The sequence below is a fragment of the Kribbella sp. CA-253562 genome, assembly GCF_050942265.1.
GTDB lineage: Bacteria > Actinomycetota > Actinomycetes > Propionibacteriales > Kribbellaceae > Kribbella.
Map to the genome: position 1 here is coordinate 7,812,706 of NZ_CP192049.1, position 23,998 is coordinate 7,836,703.

Genomic DNA, 23,998 nt, shown 5'->3' on the forward strand with positions numbered 1-23,998 from the left:
GGCCCGGCCGCCAGGCACCATCGGGACCCGAGGCGGACCGATCCGGTCACGGCCGGGCCATGCCGTTGAGTCATCGGACGAATTCGAACAGTGACGAACTGTGGCAAACACCGAACCCCGGTGCTTACAGTGCCCGGGTCGGCGTGAGAACGCTCTCGCCGGCCACCGCCCACCCCGATCGAGGAGAGCACATGCCAGACCACCTGCCTCGTCGCCACGTCCTCCGCGCCGCCGGAGCGCTCGGCCTCGGCGCTGCCGCGGCCGGTGCGCTGACCAGCCCGGCCGGCGCCCGGCCGGCGGCTACTACAGTCACGCCCATGGGTTCACACCACGGCCGCCTGTCCATCCGCAAGGACCCCTTCGGCACCACCCCGCAAGGAGAGAAGGTCGACGTCTACACCTTCGGCAACGGACGGGTGACCGTCTCGATGCTGACCTGGGGCGCGACCATCCAGCGGGTCGAGACCCCGGACCGCCGGGGCCGGACCGAGAACATCAGCCTCGGCTTCGACAACCTGCCGGACTACGCCGAGCTCAGCCCATACTTCGGCGCGACCATCGGCCGGTACGGCAACCGGATCGCGAAGGGCCGGTTCTCGATCGACGGGCAGAGTTACCAGATCCCCGTCAACGACGGCGAGAACGCCTTGCACGGTGGCACCACCGGCTTCGACAAGCGGGTGTGGACGGCGAAGGTCGTGCAGACCCCGTCGCACGTCGGCGTCGCGTTCAGCTACGTCAGCCCGGACGGCGAGATGGGCTTTCCCGGCACGCTGACCACCACCGTCACCTACACGCTGGACACCGACGACGATCTGCGGATCGACTACCACGCGACCGTGGCCGGCCAGCCGACCGTGCTGAACCTGACCAACCACGTCTACTTCAACCTGGCCGGCGAGGGCAGCGGCTCGATCGAGGGACACGTCCTGGAGCTGAACGCGCCGTCGTACACGCCGGTGGACTCCGGGCTGATCCCGACCGGCGAGATCGCGTCCGTCGCCGGGACGCCGTTCGACTTCCGTACGCCGACGACGATCGGGAAGCGGCTGCGGGACGACCATCCGCAACTGGTGATCGGGCGCGGCTACGACCACAACTTCGTGCTCGGCGGGAAGCCCGGTCGCGACGGCCTGCGCTTCGCGGCGCGCTTCTGGGAACCGGACAGCGGCCGGACCGTCACCGTGCACACCGCCGAGCCCGGCGCGCAGTTCTACAGCGGCAACTTCCTCGACGGCACATTCCAGGGCATCGGCAACAAGTCCTACCGGCAGGGCGACGCGTTCGCCTTCGAGACCCAGCACTTCCCGGACTCCCCCAACCAGCCGAACTTCCCGTCCACGGTCCTGCGCCCCGGCCAGACCTACACGTCCCGGACGGTCTACTCCTTCGGCACCAAGTAGGCACCGCCGCCGCTGGTGGTCACCTCCGCGACGAGGCGGCCACCAGCGCCGGGTAGTCGCGCAGGTCGATGTCGTTCGCGGCCTTGTCGGCGTACTGGGTCATCAGCCGGAACATCCGCGAGCCGAGCAACCAGTTGCGCAGCTTGATCCCGGTCGCCGTCGTCGGCGCCAGGAAGCGGCCCGCGTTGCTGTTGCCCGCGATCTTGGCGTAGCGCTTCATGATCCAGTCGTACCGCGGGTACGCCGCGAGGTGGTTGCCCTCGGCAAGCGCCAGTTCGCCGGCCAGCACGTACGCCCCGACGATCGCGAGACCGGTGCCGAAGCCGCCCAGCGTGTTCCCGTACGCCGAATCGCCGACCAGCGCGACCCGGCCACGGGTGTAGCGGCCGTCCAGCCGGACCTGGCTGAGCGAGTCCAGGTAGAAGTCGTCGAACCCGTCCAGCTCGTCGAGCATCCGCGGGACCTGCCACCCGACGCCGGCGTACACCGACCGCAGGATGTCGCGCTGCGCCCGGACGTCGTCGCGGCTGTAGTCGAGCTCGGGCGAGGCGAACATGTAGAGCTGCTGCCCCTTCGATCCACCGGTGACCGCGAGCTTGCCCGGCACGTTGTGGCCGCGGGCAACCTGTCGTTCGGCTGAGTTCCCAGGGTTGGCACCGGCCACGCAGTAGTAGTGACCGAGGTACTTCACGAGCTTCCGCTCCGGGCCGAAGGTCAGCCCGCGGACGCGGGAGTGGATGCCGTCGGCACCGATCACCAGGTCGAAGGTCCGGTCCGGGCCGTGCTCGAAGGCGACCCGGACGCCGTCGTCGAGCTCCGTCAACGCGCTGATCGAGTCACCGAAGACGTACTCGCACCGCTCGGCGGTCCGCTCGTACAGGATCTCCGAGAGGTCCCCGCGCAGGATCTCCAGGTCACCACCGGTGAACTCGCCGGAGATGACCGCCAGCTCCCGGTCGTGCTCGTCGACGAGCACGGTGTCGGTGGTGCCGGTCCGGCGCTGCTGGAGCTCGTCGAGCAGGCCCATCCGCTCGAGCACGGTGAAGTGCGTGCGGCCCTTGAAGTCGACGGCCTGACCGCCGCGCCGCAGCTCCGGAGCGCGCTCGACCACGGTGACGTCGAACCCGTACCGGCTCAGCCAGTACGCGAGCGCGGGGCCGGCGATGCTCGCCCCGGAAATCAGGACTGACTTGCTCATGGCGCCTCCTCAAAACTGGGTCCGATAGAAACTGTTTCCGGCGGACACGAATTAGAGTATGGTAGACACAGTTCCACGTCAACGGAGCTGTTCGAGGAGGACCGCGATGCCGGCACCGACCGCCGTCGAGCTGCTCTGGGGTACCCAGCAGCGGGCCCGCCGTGGGCCGAAGCCCGCGCTGTCGCTGGAACGGATCGTTGCCGAGGCCATCGACCTGGCGGACGCCGAGGGTCTCGCGAACCTGTCGATGCAGCGGCTGGCCGAGCGGCTCGGCTTCACCAAGATGTCGCTGTACCGCTACGTGCCGGGCAAGGCCGAACTGACCGCACTGATGCTCGACACGGCACTCGGCCCGCCGCCTCCGGCAGCCGACGGCTGGCGCGCGGGACTGCAGCTCTGGGCCGAGACGATCTTCGCCCGCTACAGCGCGCACTCCTGGACGATCGACCTCACCACCGGCCAGCGCCCGATCGGCCCGAACGAGCTGGGCTGGATGGAGTCCGCACTCACCGCGCTCGCCGGCACCGGGCTGACCGGGGCGGAGCGGCTGGACACCATCGTGCTGCTCAACGGGCACGTCCGCAGCCTGGTCGAGCAGCTCGCGCCGCCGAGCTCGTCGGCCGACTACACCGCGCAGCTCACCGAGACGATGGCCGCCGCAGGCGACCGCTTCCCTGCCGTTACCGCCGCCTTCGCCGAAGAGGCCGCCACCGCCGAGTCCGGCAACGCCCTCCAGTTCGGCATCGACCGCATCCTCGACGGCCTCGCCGCGCTGATCGCCCAGCGCTCATGAGCCTGCCGATCGACACACTGCTCGGCCGAGCGAAGGGTCACCTCAGTCCATAGGGTCGAGGCATGACGGAGACCGTGCTGAACATCCCGTTCGACGACGCTTTCCGGTTCGATCCCTCGCCGACCTTCGCGGAGCTGCGGGAGAACCGGCCGGTCGCGCGGGTACGGACGCTGGCGGGCGCCGAGGTCTGGCTGGTGACCCGGTACGACGACGTGCGGCTGGTGCTGGCCGATCCGCGGTTCTCGCGGGCAGCGGTGGTCAAGCAAGGGGCACCGCGGGTGGCGCTGGCCAAACCGATGCCGAACAGCCTGACCACCACCGATCCGCCGGAGCACAGCCGGTTGCGCAAACTGGTGTCGTCGACGTTCGCGCATCGGCGGATCGAGCGGACCCGGCCGTGGGTGGCCGACCTGTCGGCGCAGCTCGCCGACGACGTCGCGGCGGCAGGTGACGGCGCCGACATCCGGCAGCTGGTCGCGCTGCCGCTGCCGATCCAGGTGATCTGCCAGCTGCTCGGCGTTCCGTACGAGGACCGCGAGCAGTTCCGCGAGTGGACCGAGCTCGGCTACAGCATGCGGATGGCAGAGAAGGATCTGGTCGAGAACGCGATGACCGAGCTGACGGCGTACATCGAGGCTCTGGTCGAACGGAAGCTGGCGAACGCCGACCAGCCGGCCGAGGACCTGCTGGACGAGCTGGTCCGGGCGCGCGAGCAGGGTGACCGGTTGAGCCAGGAGGAGTTGATTGCCTTCGGCGTCAATCTGCTGGTCGCCGGGCACGAGACCTCGGCGAACCAGATCTCCAGCTGCGTCGCGACCCTGCTGCGCTGGCCGGAGAACTGGACCCGGCTCGTCGACGACCACTCGCTGGTCCCGTCGGCGATCGAGGAGCTGCTGCGCTTCAACCGGTTCTCCGAGGTCGGTCAGCTGCGCGTCGCGATCGAGGACGTCGAGCTGCACGGCGTACAGATCAAGGCGGGCGAGGGCGTGATGGCCGCGCTCAACTCCGCCAACCGCGATCCCCGCGCGTACGACGAACCCGACGAGCTGCGGCTGGACCGCAAGGACAACAAGCACCTGTCCTTCGGCTTCGGCCCGCACTTCTGCCTGGGCGCCCAGCTGGCCCGCATCGAACTGCAGGAGTCGCTGCTCACGCTGCTGCGCCGCTTCCCGGAGCTGTCCCTGGCCAAGCCGGCCGAAGACCTCGAATGGCGCCGCGTCCTGGTCAGCGGCCTCGCCGAACTCCCGGTCAACCTGGGCACCGTCAGAGCCTGAACACCACTGAGGGCCCGCTCGAAGCGGGCCCTCAGTGTGTGGGAACTCAGTTCTTGGTGCTGACCAGTTCCGCCTCGTACTGCTCGATGAAGCGCCCGGCCATCGGCTCGCTGCAGCCGATCGCGTCGGCGAGCTTCTTCGCGCTGCGTTCGTGACCCTCGGGCCAGTCCGACAGCATGTTCCACGCGCGCATCCGGCGCTTCTCCAGATCGGTCGGCTCCGGCTCGGACTCGCCCTCGGTCGCGGAGACCTTCGCCGCCGGCTTCGCCTTCGCGGGCTTGGCCGACTCGGTGACGATGGCCTTCGGCTCGACGACGACCGGCTCCGGGAGCACCGGCGGGAGCACGGACTCGGCCACCACCGGCTCCGGTACGCCGGGCCGCGCGACCTGGTCGGCCGGCGCGAACGGCGACGGCTCGGACGGCTTCTGCACCACCGGCGACGCCTTCACCGGCTTGCGGACCCCGTTGACCACGTGCTCGGCCTCGTCCTCGACCACCTCGGCCTCGGCGACCCCTTCGGCGTTGACCGGCGGGTCGACGATGGCCATCAGCTCACCGGTCATCGCCTCGCCCCACGCGTCCTCGTCGCGGATGTTCACGCCACCGTCGGCGGGACGCAGCTGCTGCGGCTTGAGCGCGGTGCCCTCGACCACCCAGACCGCGGCGCGCAGGTCGTTGCGCTCCTCGGCCGGCGGCTCCTCCGGCGGCGGGGAGATGGCCCGGGTCAGCTTGTTCGTGACCACCTCGTAGTTGATCCGCTCCTCGAGCATCCCGGCCAGCCGGTCCGCGTCGTAGGTCGTCTCGGCGATCTTGGCCAGCCGCTCGTCCTGGTGCTCGGAGCGGATGTACTCCGCGACCGTGCCGGCGATCGCGTTGCGCCGGGCCGCGTTGCGCACGTGCTCGCGCGCCGCCCGCAGACTCTCGAACATCCCGTAGCCGTGCTCGATCGCCAGCGACCGGGCCTGCCAGGTCAGCCGCGGCTCGCGCAGCCACTGGACCACGCCGTACACCGGGCCGGTGTTGGCCATCTGGCCGGACACCCGCAGCGCGTCGCGGCGCCGCGCCGAGCTGTGGATCAGCCAGAGCACGTAGGCGAACGCGGACAGACCGCCGAAGCCGAAGGCCAGGAACCGCTCCTCCGGCCGCCAGTGGCCGACCACGTTGAAGACGAGCGCGACGATCGCCGCGAACAGCGACATCGCGCGATAGGCGTAGGCCTGCTCACCCTTGCGCCGGCGCAGGTCGGCCAGCGCCGCGGTCGCCACACCGCCGAGCTCGATGACGGCGACGGCCGGGGTGACGAGGGCGATCTTGAGGAACGTCGAGAAGCCCTCGTCGGGCCAGGGGATGTGGGTGACGCCGGCCCAGACCTGGCCGACGAGCGCGGCGGTCGCCGCGGTGGCGTAGAAGGCGTAGGCGACCTTGTCCGCACCTGTGAGGGGTACGTTCGCGAGTTCGCCGGAACTGCTGCTGGTGGTGTTCTCCTGCAAGACGGGATCTCCTGACCGGTTTGGGCTCTCCGGCAGTTCGTCGGTGGTGGTCGTCGTACCGCGACCCTTCTGGGTGTCCCCCGGAAAAGTGCGCGGCGGCTGCACGAGGCTACCGGTTCCCGGGGCGTTCAGGGGAGGTGAATCCGTACAACGATTCCGTCCTACCCCGTGAGCCACTGCTGTCCCGCAGGAAAACCCGCTTCCTGAGCGGCCCCCGAGTACGGAATCGTCTCCCCTGGTACTGCTTCGGTACTGTCCAACGCCCGCCACCCCCGCGACGTCACGCAAAGGACATCACATGGTCCGCATCCAGAGATCGTTGCCCCGCCCGGACGACCTGCGCGACCACCTCGCCGACACCTACCGGCTGCCCTTCACCGAGTGCACCCTGCTGCGCTCGCTGGTCAACGACGTCTATCGGCTGACCACCGTGACGGGCGACCACGTCCTCAAGCTGTACGCCGTGCGCCCGCTCCCGGAGATCCTTTGGGAGGCAGGGCTTTCCATCCACCTGTCCGAGCACCAGGTCGCGACGCCGCCGGTGATCCCGCTCGGGGACGGCGCCCCGGCCGGCGTACTCGCGCTGCCCGAGGGCGACCGGCCGTACCTGCTGACCGCGTTCGCCGACGGGTCCAAGCCGCAGCCGCCGTTCACCGACGACCTCTACCGTTCCTTCGGCGAGCTCGTCGCCCAGTTCCACACCGCGACCGACACCTTCGCTCCGGCGCTCGCCCGCCGCGCGGCCGAGCTGTCGCACAGTCTCGACGAGCCGACCGCCGAGCTCGTCCCGCTGCTCTCTGCCGCCGACGCCGAGCTCGTCGCGGCGCTCGCGAGCGCCATCCGGGACAAAGTTGCCGACGGCCTCAGCCGCGGGGTCTGCCACGGGGACGTCTCGCTCGACAACGTGCTGATCACCGCGGACGGGTTGAGCCTGCACGACTTCGACCTGTCCGCGGAGGGGTACCGCGCTGACGATTTCACCGGCGTCGCCGCAACTCCTCATTGGGACGCGTTTCGAGCCGGCTACGAGCGGCACCGCGCGATCGCGGCGGCGGACCTGGCCGCGATCGACTGGCTGACCGTTGCCGGCCGCATTTCGAACCTGCACTTCCACCTGGTCCGCAAGCCGCTGTTCCGGGGCACCGAGTCGCGGACCGAAGGCTGGGCGGCCGGCGAACTGGCGGAGCTCCGCACAGCCGCCGGCCGCCTGCTCTAAGCTTCGTTGCCTGCGGCCCAGGGGGCGCCGAGCTCGCTGAACAGGGCCAGGCTCTCCGCGGCCTGCCCGGCCCACTTGTTCACGTCGTGCACCACCGGATGCCGCTCCGGGCCCTCGCCGTGCCAGCTGATCAGCGCGGGGTCGATCTCTCGCGGCGGCGGTGAGAGCCGCACCGCCTCGAGCACCTTGGTGAAACCGCCGAGCTGTTCGAGCGGGGCCAACAGTTCGACGGCCGGGTCCTCGCGGTGCTCGATCAGGTTGAGCAGCAGGTCGTCCCGCTCGTACGACGCTGAGGTGGTGACGCCGTCGACGGTCAGCTCCAGGTGGTCCGTCGGATACGTCAGTACGGCGCGTCCGCGGGAACCGTGCACGATGATCTGCGGATCACCACCGGGCGGCTCGGCGCACAAGGTGAGCGCGGCAACGATCGTCGTACCGCGGGTGGTGCTGATCCGGATGGTCGAGGTGTCGTCGGCCTCGATCGGGTTCGCGCGGTAGAGCTCTGTCTCCACGATGGTGACCTGCTCGGCTGTTCCGGATCCGTCCACGAGCAAGGCTGTCGCGGACGCGTGCGCGAACGGGTTGGTCACCGCGCCGTCCACCACTGGAACACCGTCGAGGCTTCGCTTGCCGGACCACCTCGCGCGTTGCCAGTACTCCTGGTTGCGGATCCAGGTCCCGACGGCGCCGATCCCGCGGATCTCGCCCAGCCGCCCGTCGCGGACCCACTCCGCCATCGTCCGGGCGGCCTTGGACCCGTGCACCTGGAAGCCGACCTGGCAGGCCCGTCCGGTCTCCTCCACCACGCGCTGGAGCCGCTCGAACTCCTCCAGGGACGCCGCCGGAGGCTTCTCCAGCAGCACGTCGGCCCCGGCCCGCAGGGCCAGCTCGGCCAGCGGGACATGGGTGTGGATCGGGGTGCTGATCACCACGACGTCGACCTCGGTGGACGAGAGCAACCTCTCGAGGTCGGCGAACACCTGAGTTCCCGCGGGCAGGTCTTCTACCCGAGTAACCCGCCCGCCCCCGGCTGCGCCGGGGGCGGGCGGGGAAGTAGAAGCGGAAGCTCCCCCAGAGCCGGAAGCTGCGCCGGGCGCGGCGAGCTGGGGGTCGGCGACGGCGGCCAGGTGGATGCGGCCGGCGGCGTGCAGGTCGGTGCAGTGCCGGACGTGCCAGGTGCCGTGGCCGTGCACCCCGGCCACGGCAACCTTGACGTCACTCATCGGACAGTTGCCTCAAGCAACACTACTTCAGCTCCCCGTTGATCTCGTCGATGAACTTCTGCGCCGCGTCGGCCGGTGACAACCGCCCGAACAGCACCTCGGTGGTGTAGCGCTGGATGATCTTCTCGACCTGACCACCACCGACCGGAGGCGGCGGCGACGGCTTGCCGAGCTCCTTGGCGATGGCCTGGATGAACGCCGCGGAGGCCGCGTCGGCGGGCTGCAGCTTCGGCGTGACGGCGGCGCGGATCTCCGTGTTCGGCGGGACGCCGCGCTCGGCGAGCAGCAGGTTGCCGGCGGCGGCGCTGTTGGCCAGGTAGTTGACGAACTTGGCGGCCTCCTGCGGGTGCTTCGACCGCGAGGAGATCGACCAGAACATCGAGCCCTTGTAGTAGGCGCCGTTCTCGCTCGCCTTGCCGGTCACGCTCGGCAGCCGCAGCAGTTTGAGCTGCTGACCCGACGCCTTGCTCAGCGCGTTGAGCTGGTTGCTCCAGGAGAAGGCCATCGCCAGCTTCCCGGTCGCCATCCCGTTCTGGTCCAGCGGAGCGGTCATGTCCTGCGAGGTGAACTCCGGCGACGGCGTCGCCTTCGAGGCCTGCAGGGCGAGCAGGTCGGTGTAGAACTCGGCGAGCTTGTCCTTGCTCACGCCGAGCTTGCCGTCCTCGGTGAACAACGACTCCCCACGCTGCCGGACCCACATGTTCAGGCTGGCGTCGTTGGCCCCGTACGCCGCGGTGCCCCAGCCCTTGCCGTTCAGCTTGCGGCTGATCTCGGCCGAGATCCGGGCGTAGTCGTCCCAGGTCCAGGTGGTGTCGTCGGGGATCGCCACCCCGGCCGCCTTGAACACCGCCGGGTTCGCGACGATCGTGAACGCGTTGATGCCGGCGTTCAGCCCGTACAGGCCGCCGTCGAACTCCCCGGCGCTCAGCGTGTCCGGCTCGAACTTGCCGGTGTCCAGGCCCTCGGCCTTCTTCAGGTCGAGCAGCGCGCCGCGGTCGGCGTACTCGCGCAGGTACTTCTCGTCCATCTGGATCACGTCGGGCGCGTCGTTGGCGGCGACGGTGGTGGCGAGCTTGTCCCAGTAGCCGGCCCACTCGCCGAACTCGCCCTTGACCTTGATGTTCGGGTTCTCCTTCTGGAAGGCGTCGATCACCTGCTGGGTGATCTTGTGCCTTGTGTCGGAGCCCCACCAGTTGAACCGGAGGGTGACCTCTTCGCCGGCGGAGTCACCACCACCACCGCCGCCGGAGTCACCTCCGCAGGCGCTGGTGGCCAGCAGGGCGGCGGCCATCGCGACGGCGGCCAGGGCCCGCACACGCCGGCGCGGCGGTGCGGTCAGTCGGGGTAGCGGCCTCATGGGTGAACCTTTCTCCAGGGACGTACGGCGTACAACACAGCAGGGGACGAGCTACTTGATGCCCGTGGTCGCGATGCCCTTGATCAGGAACCGCTGGCCGAGCAGGAAGGCGAGGAAGACCGGCACCAGCGAGACCACCGACATCGCGAACAGCGAGCCCCACGAGGTGCTCGCGGTGGCGTCGACGAAGGCGCGCAGCGCGACCGGCACGGTGTACATCTTCGGGTCGGTCAGGTAGATCAGCTGGCTGAAGAAGTCGTTCCAGGTCCAGATGAAGGTGAAGATCGTGGTGGTGGCCAGGGCCGGCACCATCAGCGGCAGGATCACCCGCAGGAAGATGCCGCCCTTGCCGCAGCCGTCGATCCGGGCCGCCTCGTCCAGCTCGCGCGGGATGCCGCGGATGAACTGCACCATCAGGAAGACGAAAAACGCGTCGGTGGCCAGCAGTTTGGGCACGATCAGCGGCAGGAACGTGTTGATCCAGCCGGCCTGGCTGAACAGGATGTACTGCGGCACGATCACCACGTGGATCGGCAGCATGATCGTGACCAGCATGATCGCGAACCAGAACTTCTTGCCGGTGAAGTTCAGCCGGGCGAACGCGTAGGCCGCCATCGAGCACGACACCAGGTTGCCGATGATCGCGCCCAGCACGACGGCCGCGGAGTTCAGCAGGTAACGGGTGAACGGTTCGGTCAGCGCGTTCCAGCCGATCCGGTAGTTCTCGATCCGCAGGTCGCGGACCAGGATGCCGGGCTCGCGGAAGATCTCGTTGCCGGGCCGCAGCGAGCTGACCACCATCCAGATCACCGGGTAGAGCATCAGCACGGCGGCCGCGGCCAGTGCGAGGTGGGTCAGCGCGGGCCGCACCCGCCGCCAGACCGGCGTCGTGGCGCGGGTGGCCGGGACGGACCGGGGCAGGGTCTCAGTCGTCATAGAACACCCAGTACTTCGAGGCGACGAAGTTCGCCGCGGTGAAGACCCCGATGATCACGAGCAGGAACCACGCCATCGCCGATGCGTATCCCATGTCGAAATTGCCGAAGCCACGGTCGTAGAGGTACAGCGTGTAGAACATCGTCGAGTCCGACGGTCCGCCGGTGCCACCGGAGACCACGAAGGCCTGCGTGAACGACTGGAACGCGTGGATGATCTGCAGCACCAGGTTGAAGAAGATGATCGGGGTGAGCAGCGGCATCGTGATGCTGACGAACCGGCGCAGCGCTCCGGCGCCGTCGACCGAGGCGGCCTCGTAGTACATCGCCGGGATCTGCCGCAGGCCGGCCAGGAAGATCACCATCGGGGCGCCGAAGGTCCACACGTTCAGCACGACCAGCGTGCCGAGCGCCGTACTCGGGTCGGAGATCCAGCCCTTGCCGTCGAAGCCCAGCGGGGTGATCACCTGGTTGAGCAGGCCGTCGGTGCCGAAGATCTGCTTCCACAGGATCGCGATCGCGACGCTCGAGCCGAGCAGCGACGGCAGGTAGAACACCGAACGGTAGAAGGCCATCCCGCGCACCCCACGGTCCAGTACGACCGCCAGCAGCAACGCGACCGCCAGCTGGATCGGCACCGACACCAGGACATAGGTGAAGGTGACCTTCAGCGAGTTGTGCAGCCGCTCGTCGGACAGCATCCGGGTGAAGTTCTCCAGGCCGGTCCACTGCGGGGCCTGGATCAGGTTGTAGTCGGTGAATGCCAGGTACAGCGACGCGATCATCGGGCCGACCGTGATCACGAACAGACCCAGCAGCCACGGCGTCAGGAACAGGTACGCGGCGACGTTGTCCTTCTTCTGCCCGGGCGGTTTCTTCCGACCGAGCGTGCCCAATTCACCCAGCGCGCTCATCTTTTCTTTCCTCCGGAAAGCTGTTGCAGTATTGCCGGAAAGCGTTTGCCCAGGTCGGTCAAACTAGTTCAGCGAAGCGGTTCGAACAAGACTTCGCCGGACCTTTCGGTGACCGATTCCGGACAGGTGTGAAGTCTTGACAGCGTTGTGGTGCCGAAGAACAGTACTGGGCATTTGGCAATCGCTTTCCAGCCTTGGAGGCCTCATGCAGCGACGTACCTTTCTGGCCGGATCGCTCGCCGGACTGTCCGCGGGAACGGTTCTGCCCGGCTCCGCGAACGCCGCTCCGAGCGCGCCGGCCGACGAGGAACTACTCGCCCTGCTCACCCGGGCCAACGAGACCCAGATCCCGCTCGTGCTGAGCAACCACCAGAACGCCGGTGACAGCGTCCGGACCGTCGCGCGCAAAGCCCGCCGTCTGGTCGCCGGTTTCGTCTGGAACCGTTCGCGGTACCACCACGATCCGGCGGTGCTGGCTCCGCTGCGGTTCCTGGTCGACAAACTGGAGAGCACCCAGCACGACGACGGCACGTACGACGTCGGCAATCTGCACTCGCCGCCCGACAGCGCGTTCGCCGTCCAGGACTTCTGTACCGTCTACGCGCTCCTCGACGCTGACGACAGCCCGCAGACCCAGGCCCATCGCGCGGTGCTCGAACGCATCATCCGCAAGGCCGGCCCCGCGCTGGCCACCGGTGGCGTGCACACGCCGAACCACCGCTGGGAGATCTCGGCGGCCCTCGCCCGCACCCACCACCTGTTCCCCGACCGCCGGTACGCCGCCCGGATCGACGACTGGCTGGACGAGGGCATCGACGCGACGCCCGACGGCATCTACAGCGAGCGCAGTTCGACGTACGCGTCGGAGGTGACCAACCCGAGCCTGCTGACGATCGCCTGGCTGCGCGGCAAACCCGAGTTGCTCGGCTTCGTCCGCCGCAACCTGGAGGCGACCCTGTATCTGCTGGAACCCAACGGCGAGGTGGACACGATCGCCTCCCGGCGGCAGGACCAGAACCGGATCCGCGACGTCTGGTGGTACCTGACCCAGTTCCGCGAGCTGGCCCTGCACGACCGCGACGGCCGGTTCGCGACCGTTGCCAAGGACATCGAACGGCGTGGGACCGGCGAGCTGGGCGACTTCCTCGCCGAGGTGCTCGAGCGTCCCGAGCTGGCCGCCGTCCTGCCGCCGCTCCAGCCCGTCCCGACCGACTTCGTCCAGGAGTACGGCGCGCACGGCCTGGCCCGGATCCGCCGTGGTGACCGGACCGCCAGCGTTTTCGGCGGCACCGACTTCCACGACATCCCGGTGATCGCGTCCGGCCTGTCCACCAACCCGACGTTTTTCAAGCTCCGCAAGGGCACCGCGATCCTGGACTCGGTCCGGCTGTCGCCGCAGTTCTTCAGCACCGGCCACTTCCGCAGCGACGGACTGCGCCGGACCGGCGCGCGGACCTTCCGGCTCGGCGACGAGGTGAAGGTCCCGTACCACCTGCCGCTGCCGCGCCGCTACCGGCGCGCGGACGGCGCCTACGCGCTCACGCCGGACGGCCGGTTCTACGCCTCGATGGACTTCCCGCACCGCCCGAAGCACTACCGGACCCTGCGGACGTCGGTCACCGTCACGGAGAGCGGGACCGGCTTCGACCTGTCGTTCGCGCTGGACGGCTCCGAGGTCCCGTTCGCGATCGAGCTGTGCTTCCGGCCGGGCGGAACGCTCTCCGGCGTGCAGCAGCTCGATGCTTCCGGCAACTACCAGCTGGTGGAAGGCACCGGCGCGTACACCATCGGCGAAGACCGGATCGAGTTCGGGCCGGGCAACGGCGCCACCCGGGTCACGATGGACCCGGGCGAGCGCTACACGCACCTCAACGGCAGCCTGGTCCCCGACGGCCTGCGGGTGTACGTCACCGGCCGGTCGCCGGGGCGGATCACCTTGCGGCTGCGCACCTCCTGATCCGCCGATCCGCAGTGTCCGAAGACCCGAGCTCTCGGGTTCTTCGGACGCTTCGGGTTCAGCGGCAGTGGATGGTTGTGGTGAGGGATCCGCCGTGCGGAATACGGAGGACATGGACGCGGCGGCGCTGGTCGCGCAGGTAGGTGCGGGTCGACGTGTTGAGCGACGCCGGCCGGGTGCCGGTCCAGGTGATGGCGATCGTACTGCCGCCGCGCTTGACGGTCAGGCCGTCGGCCGTCGCGGTGCGGGACTCGTTGTACGGGACGCGGGTGCCGTCGGAGAAGACAACCTCGTCACCGGGCTGCAGGACCAGCGGGAGCTGCTCGGTCGCGGCCGAGGTCGCGGTGACTCGGCGGCTGACCGTGTCGTGACTCGTCACCAGGTCGGTCACGACGGAGTTGTCGGGAGTGCGGTAGCGGACCTCGTCGCGGGACCGGTACTCGGCGACCAGGTTGCTCTCGGCATCGGCTTTGCCGGCCCGGACCGTCGCCCAGCACCCGGTCGCGGTCTGCTGGGAGTGGATCACTGTGCCGGCACGGGGATGCCAGAGGAAGCCGGTGCCCGCCTTGACCACGCTGCCGGGCCGGGTGCCGAAGAAGGCGCCGAGGTAGAAGCCGGGACGGCGGACGTAGAGATAGTCCTGGTTCTCGACCGCGTCACGGCGCAGCTCGGTGAAGGTGTCCTTGCGCAGGTACGGCACGCGGGCGATCGCGGCCTGCTTGGCAGCCCGCGTCGGCAGCGCTTCGCCGTACGGCGCGTGCGCGATGATGCGTGGCGACGTGTCCTGCTTGGCCAGCGGCGCGACCGGAGCCGGGTCGGCCGCCCAGGCCGTGCGCGTCGCGGCGCGGTCCTCGCGGGTGGTGAAGAACGCCGCCAGCTCCGGCACGGCCGGGACGAACAGGCTGCCGAGATTGGTCCGGTCCGGGTCCGGGACGACGTCGTCGTAGTACGCCGTGGCGGTGCGGTCGGAGACGGCGTAGTAGGTGAGCCAGCCGGAGCCGTCGGGTTCGCGGAGCAGGTTGTAGCCGAACCAGTCGGTGAACTTCCGGGTCATCGTCACCAGCGCCGGGTTCTTGGTCAGCAGGTGGAGCTCGGCCATCTCTGGGAGCATCACCTCGAAGTTGTAGTTGATGTCCATGCCGCGCGGGTCGTAGAAGAAGCCCGCGGGGCTCTGGGACCACCGGGCGACGTACCGGATGCGTTCGTCGAGCCGGCGGCGCAGGACGGGATCGGGGATCAGCTGGAGCGTGAGGGCTGATCCGGCGACGCCCGCGAGGGCCTGGTTGGTGTACTGGAAGGGGTCGTCCCAGACGACTGTGTTCGCCGGGTCCAGGTACCAGGCGGTGCCCTTGCTCAGCGCGCCTTCCAGCTCACGGCGGCGGGCCGGCAGCGCGTTGGCCTGGCGGAGGTTGGCGAGCGTCTTGGCCAGGTAGCCGAGTCCGAAGCCGCTGGAGGCCTTGCCGCGCTCGCCGGGTGCGTACTCGGGCCATGAACCGCCGGGGTTCTGCAGCTTCAGGTAGTGCTGGAGGGCGGCGTCGAGGCGGGCCAGCAGGGCGGCGTCGCGGTAGTAGGGGTTCCAGGGGCGGCGGTTCGCGTAGAACCAGCTGAGCGTGAAGACGTGTTCCTGGACGCGCGAGTTGAACGGCTGCGCGGGAGTCCGCCACCAGCCGCCGGCCATGAACCCGTACGTCGCGGGGTCGTCGTCGACGATGTCGTTGCTCATCGGCGCGAGGATCGCCAGATAGCCGGCGAAGCGCTGTTCGAGCGGCGCGAACAGGCGGCGGTCCGGGGCGCCGGGCGGCAGGGGCTGGAGCAGCGGAAGGGGACCCTCGGCGGCGTGGGCGCTCTGGATCATGGACGGCAGGGCGGGCGTGGCCGCGACGGCGGCCGCGGTGGTCAGCAGGGCACGGCGAGTCAGTGGCATGACCGAAACTGTCCGGCGCGTCCGCTCGGCTCGTCAAGAGGATGGCCTTGCTAATTCGTATTACCTTCGATCCTTGCTCTTGACGGCTTGCTTAGCCCGCTCTAGCGTTCCTGGGCAATACGTATTACTCAACGGAGGTGACGGCGGTGCGGCTGACCCAGCGGGACATCGCGCGGCTGGCTCGGGTGAGCCAGACGACGGTCTCCCTGGTGCTGAACAACCGCACCGAGGCGTCCGCGCGGATCCCGGCCGAGACCCGCGACCGGGTCCTGAAGGTGATCCGCGAAACCGGGTACGTCGCCGATCCGCTGGCGCGCCGGCTGCTGCAGCAGCGCAACCAGATCCTCGGGGTGTTCACCTACGAGTCGGTTTTTCCCAGCGCGAGCGCCGACTTCTACCACCCGTTCCTCAGCGGTATCGAGGAAAGCGCCGAGGAGCGCGGGCTGGACCTGCTGCTCTTCACCAGCGCCCCGGTCACCGACGGCCGCCGCCGGGTCTTCCACGCCAACAACCGACTCCGCCTGGCCGACGGCTCGCTGCTGCTGGGCCGTCACATTCCCACTGAGGAGCTGACCCGTCTGGTGGCGGAGAAGTATCCGTTCGTCTCCGTGGGCCGCCGAGACAACCCGGAGCTGGAGTCGGCCACGCCCGCCCCCTCTTCTTCCGCCCCCGCCGCCCGCGCAGCGGGCGGCGGGGGCGTGGTCCCGTACGTCGGTGCCGACTACGTGTCGGCGACTGCGACCTTGACCGAGCGGGCCTTCGAGCTTGGCCACCAGCGGGTCGCCTTCGTCGGACCGGGTGAAGGAGCCGAGTCATCGGCCGACCGGCTGCGAGGATTCCGGCAGATCGCCGCGCGCGGACTGCACCTCCCGCCCGGAGAACGCCCGCTGGCCGACGTACTGGAAGAACTGCTGTCCAAGAACGTCACGGCGGTCTTCGTCGAGGACCTCGCCGACGCCGACGCCTTGGCCGACGCGGCTCGTCAGCGCGGACTGTCCGTGCCCGGCGACCTCTCCGTCGTCGCGCTCGGCGACGCCAGCCGGCCGATCCCCAGCGACGCCGACTACTCCGGCTTCCACATCCCGCGCAAGGAGATGGGCCGGCAGGCGGTCGGGCTGCTCGAGTCGATCCTGTCCGGCGAACCGGCCGATCCCCAGCAACTCCTGCCCTGCCAACTCGTCGAGGGAAGCACCCTCGCCGCACCGAGAGGTCTCTAGAGATGCATAGCGAAGTCCTGGTCGTCGGCGGCGGTCTGGGCGGAGTGGCGGCAGCCCTGTCCGCTCTCCGCGCCGGACGCGACGTGGTGATGACCGAGGAGTACGACTGGATCGGCGGCCAGCTGACCAGCCAGGCCGTCCCGCCCGACGAGCACACCTGGGTCGAGCAGTTCGGCGTCACAGCGTCGTACCGGTCGCTGCGTGACGGCATCCGGGACTACTACCGTCGCCACTACCCGCTCACCGAGGCCTCGCGCGCCGCCCCGGAGCTCAACCCGGGCGCCGGCTACGTGTCCAAGCTCTGCCACGAGCCTCGCGTCGCCGTCGCCGTGCTCGAGGCCATGCTCGCGCCGTACCGGGCGAGCCGCCGGCTGCGGATCCTCCAGCCGTACAAGCCGGTCGACGCCACCACCGACGGCGACCGCGTCACCTCCGTGACCGTGCAGCACCGCGACACCGGCGACCAGCTCACGCTGACCGCGCCGTACATCCTCGACGCGACCGAGACGGGCGAGTTGCTGCCGCTGACCGGTACGGAGTACGTGACCGGCTTCGAGTCCCAGGCCGACACCCAGGAGCCGAGCGCGCCGGCGACGGCCCAGCCGCTCAACATGCAGGCCGTCTCGTTCTGCTTCGCGGTGGACCACGTCGACGGCGACCAGGTCGGCGACAAGCCCGCCAACTACGCCTTCTGGCGCAACTACCAACCGCCGTTCTGGGGCGACCGGATGCTGTCGTGGAACGCGCCGGACCCCCGCACGCTGCAGACCTCGCGGCGCACCTTCACACCCAACCCTGACGACGACCCGCTCGCCGTGGTCGCCGATCAGCGCCGGACCGGCGGCGACACCAACCTGTGGACGTTCCGCCGGATCGCCGCCCGCCGGCACTTCCAGCCGGGGGCGTACGCCAGTGACATCTGCCTGGTGAACTGGCCGATGATCGACTACCTGGAGGGCAACGTCTTCGACGTCCCGGACGCCGAACGGCACCTACAGGGTGCGAAAGAGCTGTCCCAATCGGTCTTCTACTGGCTGCAGACCGAGGCGCCGCGGCCCGACGGCGGCACCGGCTTCCGCGGCCTGCGCCTGCGCGGCGACCTGCTCGGCTCGGCCGACGGGCTCGCCCAGGCGCCGTACATCCGGGAGTCCCGCCGGATCGCGGCGGAGTACACGGTGGTCGAGCAGGACCTGTCGGTCGCCGTCCGCGGCGCCGCCGGCGCGGTCGAGTACGCCGACAGCGTGGGCGTCGGGATGTACCGGATCGACCTGCACCCGTCGACCGGCGGGGACAACTACATCGACGTGGCGAGCAGCCCGTTCCGGATCCCGCTCGGCGCGCTGATCCCGCGCCGGGTCGAGAACCTGCTGCCCGCCGGCAAGAACCTCGGCACCACCCACATCACGAACGGCTGTTACCGGCTGCACCCGGTGGAGTGGAACGTCGGCGAGGCCGCCGGACTGCTCGCCGCCTTCTGCCTGGACCGCGGGGTCAGCCCGCGAGCGGTCCGGGCCACCCCTGCTCTGCTCAGCGACTTCCAGGCACGACTGGTCGCTCAGGGCGTCGAACTGAGCTGGCCGGACGTCAGCGGCTACTGATGGAGGACTGAGCGATGAGACTGCGTGCTTTGACGGCGGCCGGTACGGTCGCGGCGATGCTGGCCCTGGCCGGCTGCGGCGGTGGATCCGGCGACGCCGGCGCGTCCGGCCCGGTCGACCTGCGGATGACGATCTGGAGCGCGAACGCCAAGCACACCGCGCTGTTCGACCAGATCGCCGCCGAGTACAAGAAGACCCACCCCGACATCGGCAAGATCACCTTCGAGTCGATCCCGTACGAGAACTACACGACCGCGCTGACCACCCAGATCGGCGGCGGCAACGTGCCCGACCTGGCGTGGATCCTGGAGAGCACCGCGCAGGACTTCGTCACGTCCGGGGCGCTGGCGCCGATCGACAAGGATCCTGACCTGCTGCCGAGCACGACCAAGACCTGGGAGCAGGACGGTCAGCTGTTCGCGTACCCGTTCTCCACCTCTCCGCTGGGTGTCTTCGTCAACACCGACCTGGTGACGGCGGCCGGACGACCGACGCCCGCGCAGCAAGTTGCCGCCGGCACCTGGACCTGGGACCAGGCGGTCGCCACCGGCGCCGCCGTCCAGAAGACCGGCAAGGGCGGCATCGTGGTCGGTGACTTCGACTACAAGGGCTGGGACACGCTGAACTCGATCTGGGCCGGCTGGGGCGCGCGGCCGTGGAGCGAGGACGGCAAGACCTGCGGGTTCGACCAGCCCGAGATGGTCGCCGCGATCACCGCGATCCACAAGATGGTCTTCACCGACCAGGCGATGCCGGGTCCGGGCGTGACCAAGGACTTCTTCGCCGGGGACGCCGCGATGGTGCTGACCCAGATCAGCCGCGCGGCCCTGCTGGAGAAGGCCAAGTTCACGTGGGACCTGGTCCCGCTGCCGAAGGGCCCGGCCGGTGAGTACGCCGTCGTCGGGCAGGCCGGCATCGGCGTCCTCAAGCGCGGCAAGCACGTCGACGCCGCGAAGGACTTCCTCGCCTTCTTCAGCAACCAGGAGAACTCGGCCAAGCTCGCCGCGTTCTTCCCGCCGCCGCGCAAGTCGCAGCTCACCACCGAGGTGCTGGCCAAGGCGAACCCGCTGCTCGAGCCCGCACAGCTGCAGAGCGTGGTGATCGACGGCATCGAGCGCGGCGACATCAAGACCAGCCACGTCGGGTACGCCGAACTGCAGCAGACCGTGCGCGCCGCGCTCGACCCGCTGTGGAAGCCGGACGCCGACGTGAAGGCGGTGCTGTCCGGCGTGTGCGCCAAGATCAACCCGCTGCTGGCCAAATGACGCTCCTGGCCTCCAAGCCCGCCGCGGCGCCGGCCCGCGCGCCGCAGCGGGCGCCGTACTGGACGATGCGCCGGCGCGACGAGCTGGCCGGCTGGCTGATGGTCACGCCGCAGCTGGCCGGAATCGTTGCCTTCGTCATCGTTCCGCTCGGGCTGGTGGTCTGGTACAGCCTGCACGAGTGGAACGTGCTGGCCGGCACGTTCGACTTCGTCGGCGGCGCCAACTACGAGCAGCTGACCTCGGACCCGCGACTGGGTCCGGCGTTGCGGGCGACCGGGCTGTTCTCGGTCGGCCTGGTGGTGCTCAACCTCAGCCTGGCGCTGTTCCTCGCCGTACTGCTGAACCAGAAGCTGCGCGGAACCGTGGTGTTCCGCACGCTGTTCTTCTCGCCGGTCGTCGTGACGCTGGTCGCCTGGACGATCGTCTGGGGCTTCCTGCTCCAGGACAACGGCGGCGTCAACGGCTTCCTGCAGCAACTCGGCATCGACGGGCCGAACTGGCTGCGCGGCGAGAGCACCGCGATGATCTCGGTGATCGTGGTCCAGCTGTTCAAGGGCGTCGGGCTGAACATGGTGCTGTTCCTGGCCGCGCTGCAAGGCGTTCCGGCCGAGCTGTACGAGGCGGCGCGGATCGACGGCGCGTCGGCGTGGGCCCGGTTCCGCCGGGTCACCGTGCCGCTGATCAGTCCGACGATCCTGCTCACCTCGATCCTCACCGTGGTCGGGTCGCTGCAGGTGTTCGCGCAGATCGCCGTCCTGACCCAGGGCGGTCCGGGCACGTCGACGACGGTGCTGGTCTACTACCTGTACCAGCAGGCGTTCCAGTTCCATCACTTCGGCTACGGCGCGACGATCTCGCTGCTGCTGTTCGTCATCGTGCTCGCGCTCACTGTCCTGCAGTGGCGGATGCGCCGGAGGTGGGTGTTCCATGAGTCGTAGGCTCAAGCTGCTCGTGTACGGCGTACTGCTGGTCTGCTGTGTGCCGTTCGTCTTCCCGACCTGGTGGATGGCGACGACGTCGTTGAAGCCGGTGAACGAGATCTTCGCGTTCCCGCCCCGGCTGCTGCCGCAGGACGTCACGTTCGACGCCTACCGGCAGGTGTTCGCGCTGCAGCCGTTCGGTCAGCAGTACCTGAACAGCCTCTACATCGCCGTACTGGTGACGCTCGGAACGCTGGTGGTGTCGTCGCTGGCCGGGTACGCGTTCGCGCGGATCCCGTTCCGCGGGTCCGGCGTGGTGTTCGTGGTCGTGCTGGCGGGGTTGCTGGTGCCGAACGAGGTGACGATCATCCCGCTGTACCGGATGTTCGACGGCCTCGGCCTGGTGAACACGCACTGGCCGCTGATCCTGATCCCGATGCTCGGGGCCCCGAGCGTGCTGGCGACGTTCATCATGCGCCAGTTCTTCATCACGCTGCCGCGGGAGCTGGAGGAGGCCGGACGGGTCGACGGGCTGGGCCGGTTCGGGCTGTTCTGGCAGGTGTCGCTGCCGCTGGCGAAGCCGGCCATCGGGGCGGTCTCGATCTTCACCTTCCTGCACAGCTGGAACCTGTTCCTGGAGCCGATCGTGTTCCTGTCCAGCAAGGACAAGTTCACCATCCCGCAAGCTCTCACCCAGTACGTCGACGCCTACGGCGGCGCGCTGTGGAACGTGCAGCTCGCGGCGGCCACTCTGAGTGCGTTGCCGGTGCTGGTGATCTTCGTGCTGGCGCAGCGGCAGTTCGTCGAAGGGCTCGCGCAGACCGGCCTGAAGGGCTGAATTCGTCGCTCAGTGTGTCCGTCGTGGCACGCTGCGCGGACAATGCCGTCTCATCGCGCGGTGGATGGTTGAAGTACCGGTTCGGCGGGAGATACTGCTGGTGACCGGTGGTTCAGTCAGGAGCCATCCACCATCGCGGCCGTCGGGATTCGACAGTCGCAGCCGGCGCCCGGATGACCATCCTGTGATCATGCCCCGGGTCGCCGACGAAGCAAGGAGTTCCCGTTCGTGGCTGCCGACAGCGCGGATCTGTCCATCCAGGTCGATCACCTCGGCCCGCACCCGGTCGTCCGGCTGTCCGGTGACGTCGACGTCGAGTCCTCGCCCGCACTGACCGAGACCCTGACCACGGTGCAGGCCGGCCTCGGCGCCGAACCGCTGGTGCTCGACCTGACCGAGGTCGAGTTCCTCGACTCCAGCGGCCTCGGCGTACTGGTCGCCGCCCACCAGCGGGCCTCGCTCCAGGGCGGCACGCTGATCCTGGCCGGTCTGCATCCCCGCGTCGCCAAGGTGCTGCGCATCACCAAGCTGAACAAAGTCTTCACCGTCGCCGAATCGGTCGAGGAAGCGATGAGCGCGAGTACCTGATCGCACCCCGCCGCGTGGAAAAATGGGGACTCCACGGACGCACGAGGAGCGATGTGAGTTTTCACGCGGCGGTGTTCATCGCGGTCAGTCTGGACGGCTTCATCGCGCGGCCGGACGGCGCGATCGACTGGCTGACCGAGCGCGGCGAGCAGGCCGGCGACACCGGGTACGACCAGTTCATGGCGGCGATCGACACCGTCGTCCTGGGCCGCAAGACCTTCGAGACGGTGCTGACCTTCGACTTCTGGCCCTACGAGGGCAAACAGGTCGAGGTGCTGAGCACCACGCTGCCCGCCGACGCCGACGAGCGCGTCATCGTGCACCGCACGCTCGACGGCCTGGTGGAGACGCTGAACGACCGCGGCGCGAAGCGGATCTACGCCGACGGCGGCCGGATCGTCCAGACCTTCCTGCGGGCCGGCCTGCTCAACGAACTGACCATCACCACGGTCCCGGTCCTGATCGGCGAGGGCATCCCGCTGTTCGGCGCACTCGACGCGGACATCGCGCTGACGCACAACGCGACCCGGACGCTGAACGCCGGCTTCGTCCAGTCGGACTACACGATCCGCCGCTGAGTTCGCGCGGGAACTCGGCTGCCGGGCACCGGCACAGCCGATGCAGTCCGAGCCCACGGACGCCCACCACTGACCAACCTCGATCGACGTGCCGCGGCCACGTTCGGCTGAGCGCGGATCCGGTCCGCCCGTGCAGGTTGGTCAGTGGTGGGCGTCCGCCTTGGGATCGCTGTGGCCTCTGCCGGTCGGTTTTCGGCCGGTTCGTGGCGTGCCTGTGCGGGCTAGCGGTTGCGTTCGTGGGTGGGGCCGTCGCTTCGGCGCGCCGCGGACGGCTGCTCCGACGCCGAGCCGGGTCGGACCTGCTGGGACTTCGGGGTCGGGTTGAGTGCGGCGTGAGCTGCCTTGGCCAGGGCGGTGCTCTCGGTGCTCGCCGCCTCCAGGTCGGGGAACTTGTCCTTGAGCTTCGCGGTGGCGCTCTTCAGCTCTGTCCCGAGCGCCGCGGAGCCGTCGCGGGCGGTGGTGTGCGCGGAGCGGATCTTCGTCTCGGTTCCGTCGCGGTCGGCGCGGAGGTCGGTGGTGACCAGATTCTGCAGCGATCGCCGCGCGACACCGATCCGCTCGTCGGCGGCATACAGCGACCCCTGCGCCGCCTGGACGGCGCCGGCAAGGTCCGTCAGTCGCTTGCCGAGCTGGTCGGTTTCGGGCGTCGCGCCACCGAGCTCGTCCTCCAGCTTCGCGTGCGCCTTGCCGCCCTCCCGCAGGTGCTGGGTCGCCAGCTCGAGATCCCGGCGGATGTCGTCGACCTGGCCGCCGGTGCGTTGCAGCCGCGCCTGGATGCCGTCCGCGTCGCGCATCGCGCTCTGCAGGATCGTCTCCGGCGCGACTTCACGCGCATCGCGCACTCGGTCCGCATGCTGCTGCAACGTGGCGATGTCGTCGCCGTTCCGGTCGAGTTGTTCAGCCAGCCCGGACGCGCCGGTGGCCGCCGATTTGATCAGGGGCTGGGCGGCGGACACCGCCGAGCGGACGTCGCTCGCGAAGTTGGCGACCTTCACGTCGTCGCTCATCGCGCCGGGCTCCCGTCGTTCGCCGTATCGGAGGCCGCGCTCCCGCTCGCCGTACTGGAGGCCGCGCTCCCGCCATTCGCCATACCGGAGGCCGCGGCGCCGCCTCCCGCCGTACCGTCGATCAGGTCGTCGGCGGCGAGGGCCTGGCGCAGTACGGCGGCCGCGTCCTGGAGATGATCGCGGGCAGCCCGCAGGTCCTGCTCCGGCCTCGGCTGCTCGGCCACGCTCACCACACCCCTTCAGAATCCCCGGCGGTCCACCGTAAACCGCGGCTGGCTCACCACCGGTGGAAACCTGGTTG

General features: G+C 69.3%; 21 protein-coding genes. 12 read left to right on the plus strand and 9 right to left on the minus strand.

The genetic code is table 11. The features are described 5' to 3' along the window. Positions 1–191 precede the first annotated feature (191 nt). The gene (locus ACQPXM_RS37170) at positions 192–1,403 is read left to right on the plus strand and encodes an aldose epimerase family protein (RefSeq protein ID WP_432942673.1); all 1,212 of its coding nucleotides are present in this window, start codon (positions 192–194) and stop codon (positions 1,401–1,403) included. Between the two features lie 19 nt (positions 1,404–1,422). On the opposite strand, the gene ACQPXM_RS37175 is transcribed toward ACQPXM_RS37170, so the two are convergent. Continuing rightward, positions 1,423–2,601, minus strand: a complete 1,179-nt coding sequence (locus ACQPXM_RS37175; RefSeq protein ID WP_432942674.1) for an FAD-dependent monooxygenase — start codon at positions 2,599–2,601, stop codon at positions 1,423–1,425. A 106-nt stretch (positions 2,602–2,707) separates the two neighbouring features. Between ACQPXM_RS37175 and ACQPXM_RS37180 the strand changes: the two genes are divergently transcribed. Together ACQPXM_RS37180 and ACQPXM_RS37185 are read left to right on the plus strand one after the other, a co-directional pair. Next, a complete protein-coding gene (locus ACQPXM_RS37180) occupies positions 2,708–3,394 on the plus strand; it encodes a TetR/AcrR family transcriptional regulator (RefSeq protein WP_432942675.1) in 687 nt (228 codons plus the stop codon). A 62-nt stretch (positions 3,395–3,456) separates the two neighbouring features. Beyond that, positions 3,457–4,668: a cytochrome P450 gene (locus ACQPXM_RS37185; protein ID WP_432942676.1), complete on the plus strand. Its 1,212-nt coding sequence runs from the start codon at positions 3,457–3,459 to the stop codon at positions 4,666–4,668. 46 nt (positions 4,669–4,714) lie between these two features. On the opposite strand, the gene ACQPXM_RS37190 is transcribed toward ACQPXM_RS37185, so the two are convergent. Next, a complete protein-coding gene (locus ACQPXM_RS37190; RefSeq protein ID WP_432942677.1) occupies positions 4,715–6,160 on the minus strand; it encodes a hypothetical protein in 1,446 nt (481 codons plus the stop codon). 298 nt (positions 6,161–6,458) lie between these two features. On the opposite strand from ACQPXM_RS37190, the gene ACQPXM_RS37195 reads away from it, so the two are divergent. Then, a complete protein-coding gene (locus tag ACQPXM_RS37195; RefSeq protein WP_432942678.1) occupies positions 6,459–7,376 on the plus strand; it encodes a phosphotransferase enzyme family protein in 918 nt (305 codons plus the stop codon). Here the strand turns inward: ACQPXM_RS37195 and ACQPXM_RS37200 are convergent. Genes ACQPXM_RS37200 through ACQPXM_RS37215 form a run of 4 tightly spaced genes read right to left on the minus strand, consistent with a single transcriptional unit; the run spans position 7,373 to position 11,805 of the window. Further along, a complete protein-coding gene (locus tag ACQPXM_RS37200) occupies positions 7,373–8,599 on the minus strand; it encodes a Gfo/Idh/MocA family protein (protein ID WP_432942679.1) in 1,227 nt (408 codons plus the stop codon). The genes ACQPXM_RS37195 and ACQPXM_RS37200 overlap by 4 nt on opposite strands. Before the next feature lie 22 nt (positions 8,600–8,621). Further along, on the minus strand, positions 8,622–9,956 hold the full coding sequence (locus ACQPXM_RS37205; protein ID WP_432942680.1) for an ABC transporter substrate-binding protein: 1,335 nt from the start codon (positions 9,954–9,956) through the stop codon (positions 8,622–8,624). Positions 9,957–10,007: 51 nt separating this feature from the next. Next, positions 10,008–10,892 (minus strand): carbohydrate ABC transporter permease, encoded by an 885-nt coding sequence (locus ACQPXM_RS37210; protein WP_432942681.1) that lies wholly within the window; start codon positions 10,890–10,892, stop codon positions 10,008–10,010. After that, positions 10,882–11,805, minus strand: coding sequence for a carbohydrate ABC transporter permease (locus ACQPXM_RS37215; protein WP_432942682.1), 924 nt, complete (start codon positions 11,803–11,805; stop codon positions 10,882–10,884). Before ACQPXM_RS37215 ends, ACQPXM_RS37210 begins: the two co-directional genes overlap by 11 nt. 205 nt (positions 11,806–12,010) lie before the next feature. Between ACQPXM_RS37215 and ACQPXM_RS37220 the strand changes: the two genes are divergently transcribed. After that, positions 12,011–13,762: a hypothetical protein gene (locus ACQPXM_RS37220; protein WP_432942683.1), complete on the plus strand. Its 1,752-nt coding sequence runs from the start codon at positions 12,011–12,013 to the stop codon at positions 13,760–13,762. Positions 13,763–13,820: 58 nt separating this feature from the next. Here the strand turns inward: ACQPXM_RS37220 and ACQPXM_RS37225 are convergent, their stop codons facing one another. After that, the gene (locus tag ACQPXM_RS37225; RefSeq protein ID WP_432942684.1) at positions 13,821–15,686 is read right to left on the minus strand and encodes a hypothetical protein; all 1,866 of its coding nucleotides are present in this window, start codon (positions 15,684–15,686) and stop codon (positions 13,821–13,823) included. 146 nt (positions 15,687–15,832) lie between these two features. On the opposite strand from ACQPXM_RS37225, the gene ACQPXM_RS37230 reads away from it, so the two are divergent. The 7 genes from ACQPXM_RS37230 to ACQPXM_RS37260 all read left to right on the plus strand — a co-directional run bounded on the left by ACQPXM_RS37230 (position 15,833) and on the right by ACQPXM_RS37260 (position 22,690). Beyond that, on the plus strand, positions 15,833–16,903 hold the full coding sequence (locus ACQPXM_RS37230; protein ID WP_432942685.1) for a LacI family DNA-binding transcriptional regulator: 1,071 nt from the start codon (positions 15,833–15,835) through the stop codon (positions 16,901–16,903). A 2-nt stretch (positions 16,904–16,905) separates the two neighbouring features. Further along, a complete protein-coding gene (locus tag ACQPXM_RS37235) occupies positions 16,906–18,501 on the plus strand; it encodes an FAD-dependent oxidoreductase (protein ID WP_432942686.1) in 1,596 nt (531 codons plus the stop codon). Positions 18,502–18,515: 14 nt separating this feature from the next. After that, a complete protein-coding gene (locus tag ACQPXM_RS37240) occupies positions 18,516–19,766 on the plus strand; it encodes an ABC transporter substrate-binding protein (protein WP_432942687.1) in 1,251 nt (416 codons plus the stop codon). Further along, positions 19,763–20,704 (plus strand): carbohydrate ABC transporter permease, encoded by a 942-nt coding sequence (locus ACQPXM_RS37245; RefSeq protein ID WP_432942688.1) that lies wholly within the window; start codon positions 19,763–19,765, stop codon positions 20,702–20,704. Before ACQPXM_RS37240 ends, ACQPXM_RS37245 begins: the two co-directional genes overlap by 4 nt. Continuing rightward, entirely contained in the window at positions 20,694–21,524 is an 831-nt protein-coding gene (locus ACQPXM_RS37250; protein WP_432942689.1) for a carbohydrate ABC transporter permease, read from the plus strand. Before ACQPXM_RS37245 ends, ACQPXM_RS37250 begins: the two co-directional genes overlap by 11 nt. A 228-nt stretch (positions 21,525–21,752) precedes the next feature. After that, complete coding sequence (locus ACQPXM_RS37255) at positions 21,753–22,112, plus strand: STAS domain-containing protein (protein ID WP_432942690.1); 360 nt, start codon at positions 21,753–21,755, stop codon at positions 22,110–22,112. 53 nt (positions 22,113–22,165) lie between these two features. Continuing rightward, complete coding sequence (locus ACQPXM_RS37260) at positions 22,166–22,690, plus strand: dihydrofolate reductase family protein (protein WP_432942691.1); 525 nt, start codon at positions 22,166–22,168, stop codon at positions 22,688–22,690. Positions 22,691–22,911: 221 nt separating this feature from the next. Here ACQPXM_RS37260 and ACQPXM_RS37265 read toward each other — a convergent pair whose 3' ends face one another. Further along, positions 22,912–23,697 (minus strand): hypothetical protein, encoded by a 786-nt coding sequence (locus tag ACQPXM_RS37265; RefSeq protein WP_432942692.1) that lies wholly within the window; start codon positions 23,695–23,697, stop codon positions 22,912–22,914. Next, complete coding sequence (locus tag ACQPXM_RS37270; RefSeq protein WP_432942693.1) at positions 23,694–23,921, minus strand: hypothetical protein; 228 nt, start codon at positions 23,919–23,921, stop codon at positions 23,694–23,696. The genes ACQPXM_RS37265 and ACQPXM_RS37270 overlap by 4 nt, the downstream gene beginning before the upstream one ends. Positions 23,922–23,998 lie beyond the last annotated feature (77 nt).

Excerpts from the sequence above, each read along its gene's own strand:
- ACQPXM_RS37235 (WP_432942686.1), top strand. The coding sequence starts at position 16,906 with ATGCATAGCGAAGTCCTGGTCGTCGGCGGCGGTCTGGGCGGAGTGGCG.
- ACQPXM_RS37170 (WP_432942673.1), top strand. The coding sequence starts at position 192 with ATGCCAGACCACCTGCCTCGTCGCCACGTCCTCCGCGCCGCCGGAGCG.
- ACQPXM_RS37215 (WP_432942682.1), bottom strand. The coding sequence starts at position 11,805 with ATGAGCGCGCTGGGTGAATTGGGCACGCTCGGTCGGAAGAAACCGCCC.
- ACQPXM_RS37220 (WP_432942683.1), top strand. The coding sequence starts at position 12,011 with ATGCAGCGACGTACCTTTCTGGCCGGATCGCTCGCCGGACTGTCCGCG.
- ACQPXM_RS37175 (WP_432942674.1), bottom strand. The coding sequence starts at position 2,601 with ATGAGCAAGTCAGTCCTGATTTCCGGGGCGAGCATCGCCGGCCCCGCG.
- ACQPXM_RS37240 (WP_432942687.1), top strand. The coding sequence starts at position 18,516 with ATGAGACTGCGTGCTTTGACGGCGGCCGGTACGGTCGCGGCGATGCTG.
- ACQPXM_RS37180 (WP_432942675.1), top strand. The coding sequence starts at position 2,708 with ATGCCGGCACCGACCGCCGTCGAGCTGCTCTGGGGTACCCAGCAGCGG.
- ACQPXM_RS37195 (WP_432942678.1), top strand. The coding sequence starts at position 6,459 with ATGGTCCGCATCCAGAGATCGTTGCCCCGCCCGGACGACCTGCGCGAC.
- ACQPXM_RS37185 (WP_432942676.1), top strand. The coding sequence starts at position 3,457 with ATGACGGAGACCGTGCTGAACATCCCGTTCGACGACGCTTTCCGGTTC.
- ACQPXM_RS37200 (WP_432942679.1), bottom strand. The coding sequence starts at position 8,599 with ATGAGTGACGTCAAGGTTGCCGTGGCCGGGGTGCACGGCCACGGCACC.
- ACQPXM_RS37250 (WP_432942689.1), top strand. The coding sequence starts at position 20,694 with ATGAGTCGTAGGCTCAAGCTGCTCGTGTACGGCGTACTGCTGGTCTGC.
- ACQPXM_RS37245 (WP_432942688.1), top strand. The coding sequence starts at position 19,763 with ATGACGCTCCTGGCCTCCAAGCCCGCCGCGGCGCCGGCCCGCGCGCCG.
- ACQPXM_RS37205 (WP_432942680.1), bottom strand. The coding sequence starts at position 9,956 with ATGAGGCCGCTACCCCGACTGACCGCACCGCCGCGCCGGCGTGTGCGG.
- ACQPXM_RS37265 (WP_432942692.1), bottom strand. The coding sequence starts at position 23,697 with ATGAGCGACGACGTGAAGGTCGCCAACTTCGCGAGCGACGTCCGCTCG.
- ACQPXM_RS37210 (WP_432942681.1), bottom strand. The coding sequence starts at position 10,892 with ATGACGACTGAGACCCTGCCCCGGTCCGTCCCGGCCACCCGCGCCACG.
- ACQPXM_RS37225 (WP_432942684.1), bottom strand. The coding sequence starts at position 15,686 with ATGCCACTGACTCGCCGTGCCCTGCTGACCACCGCGGCCGCCGTCGCG.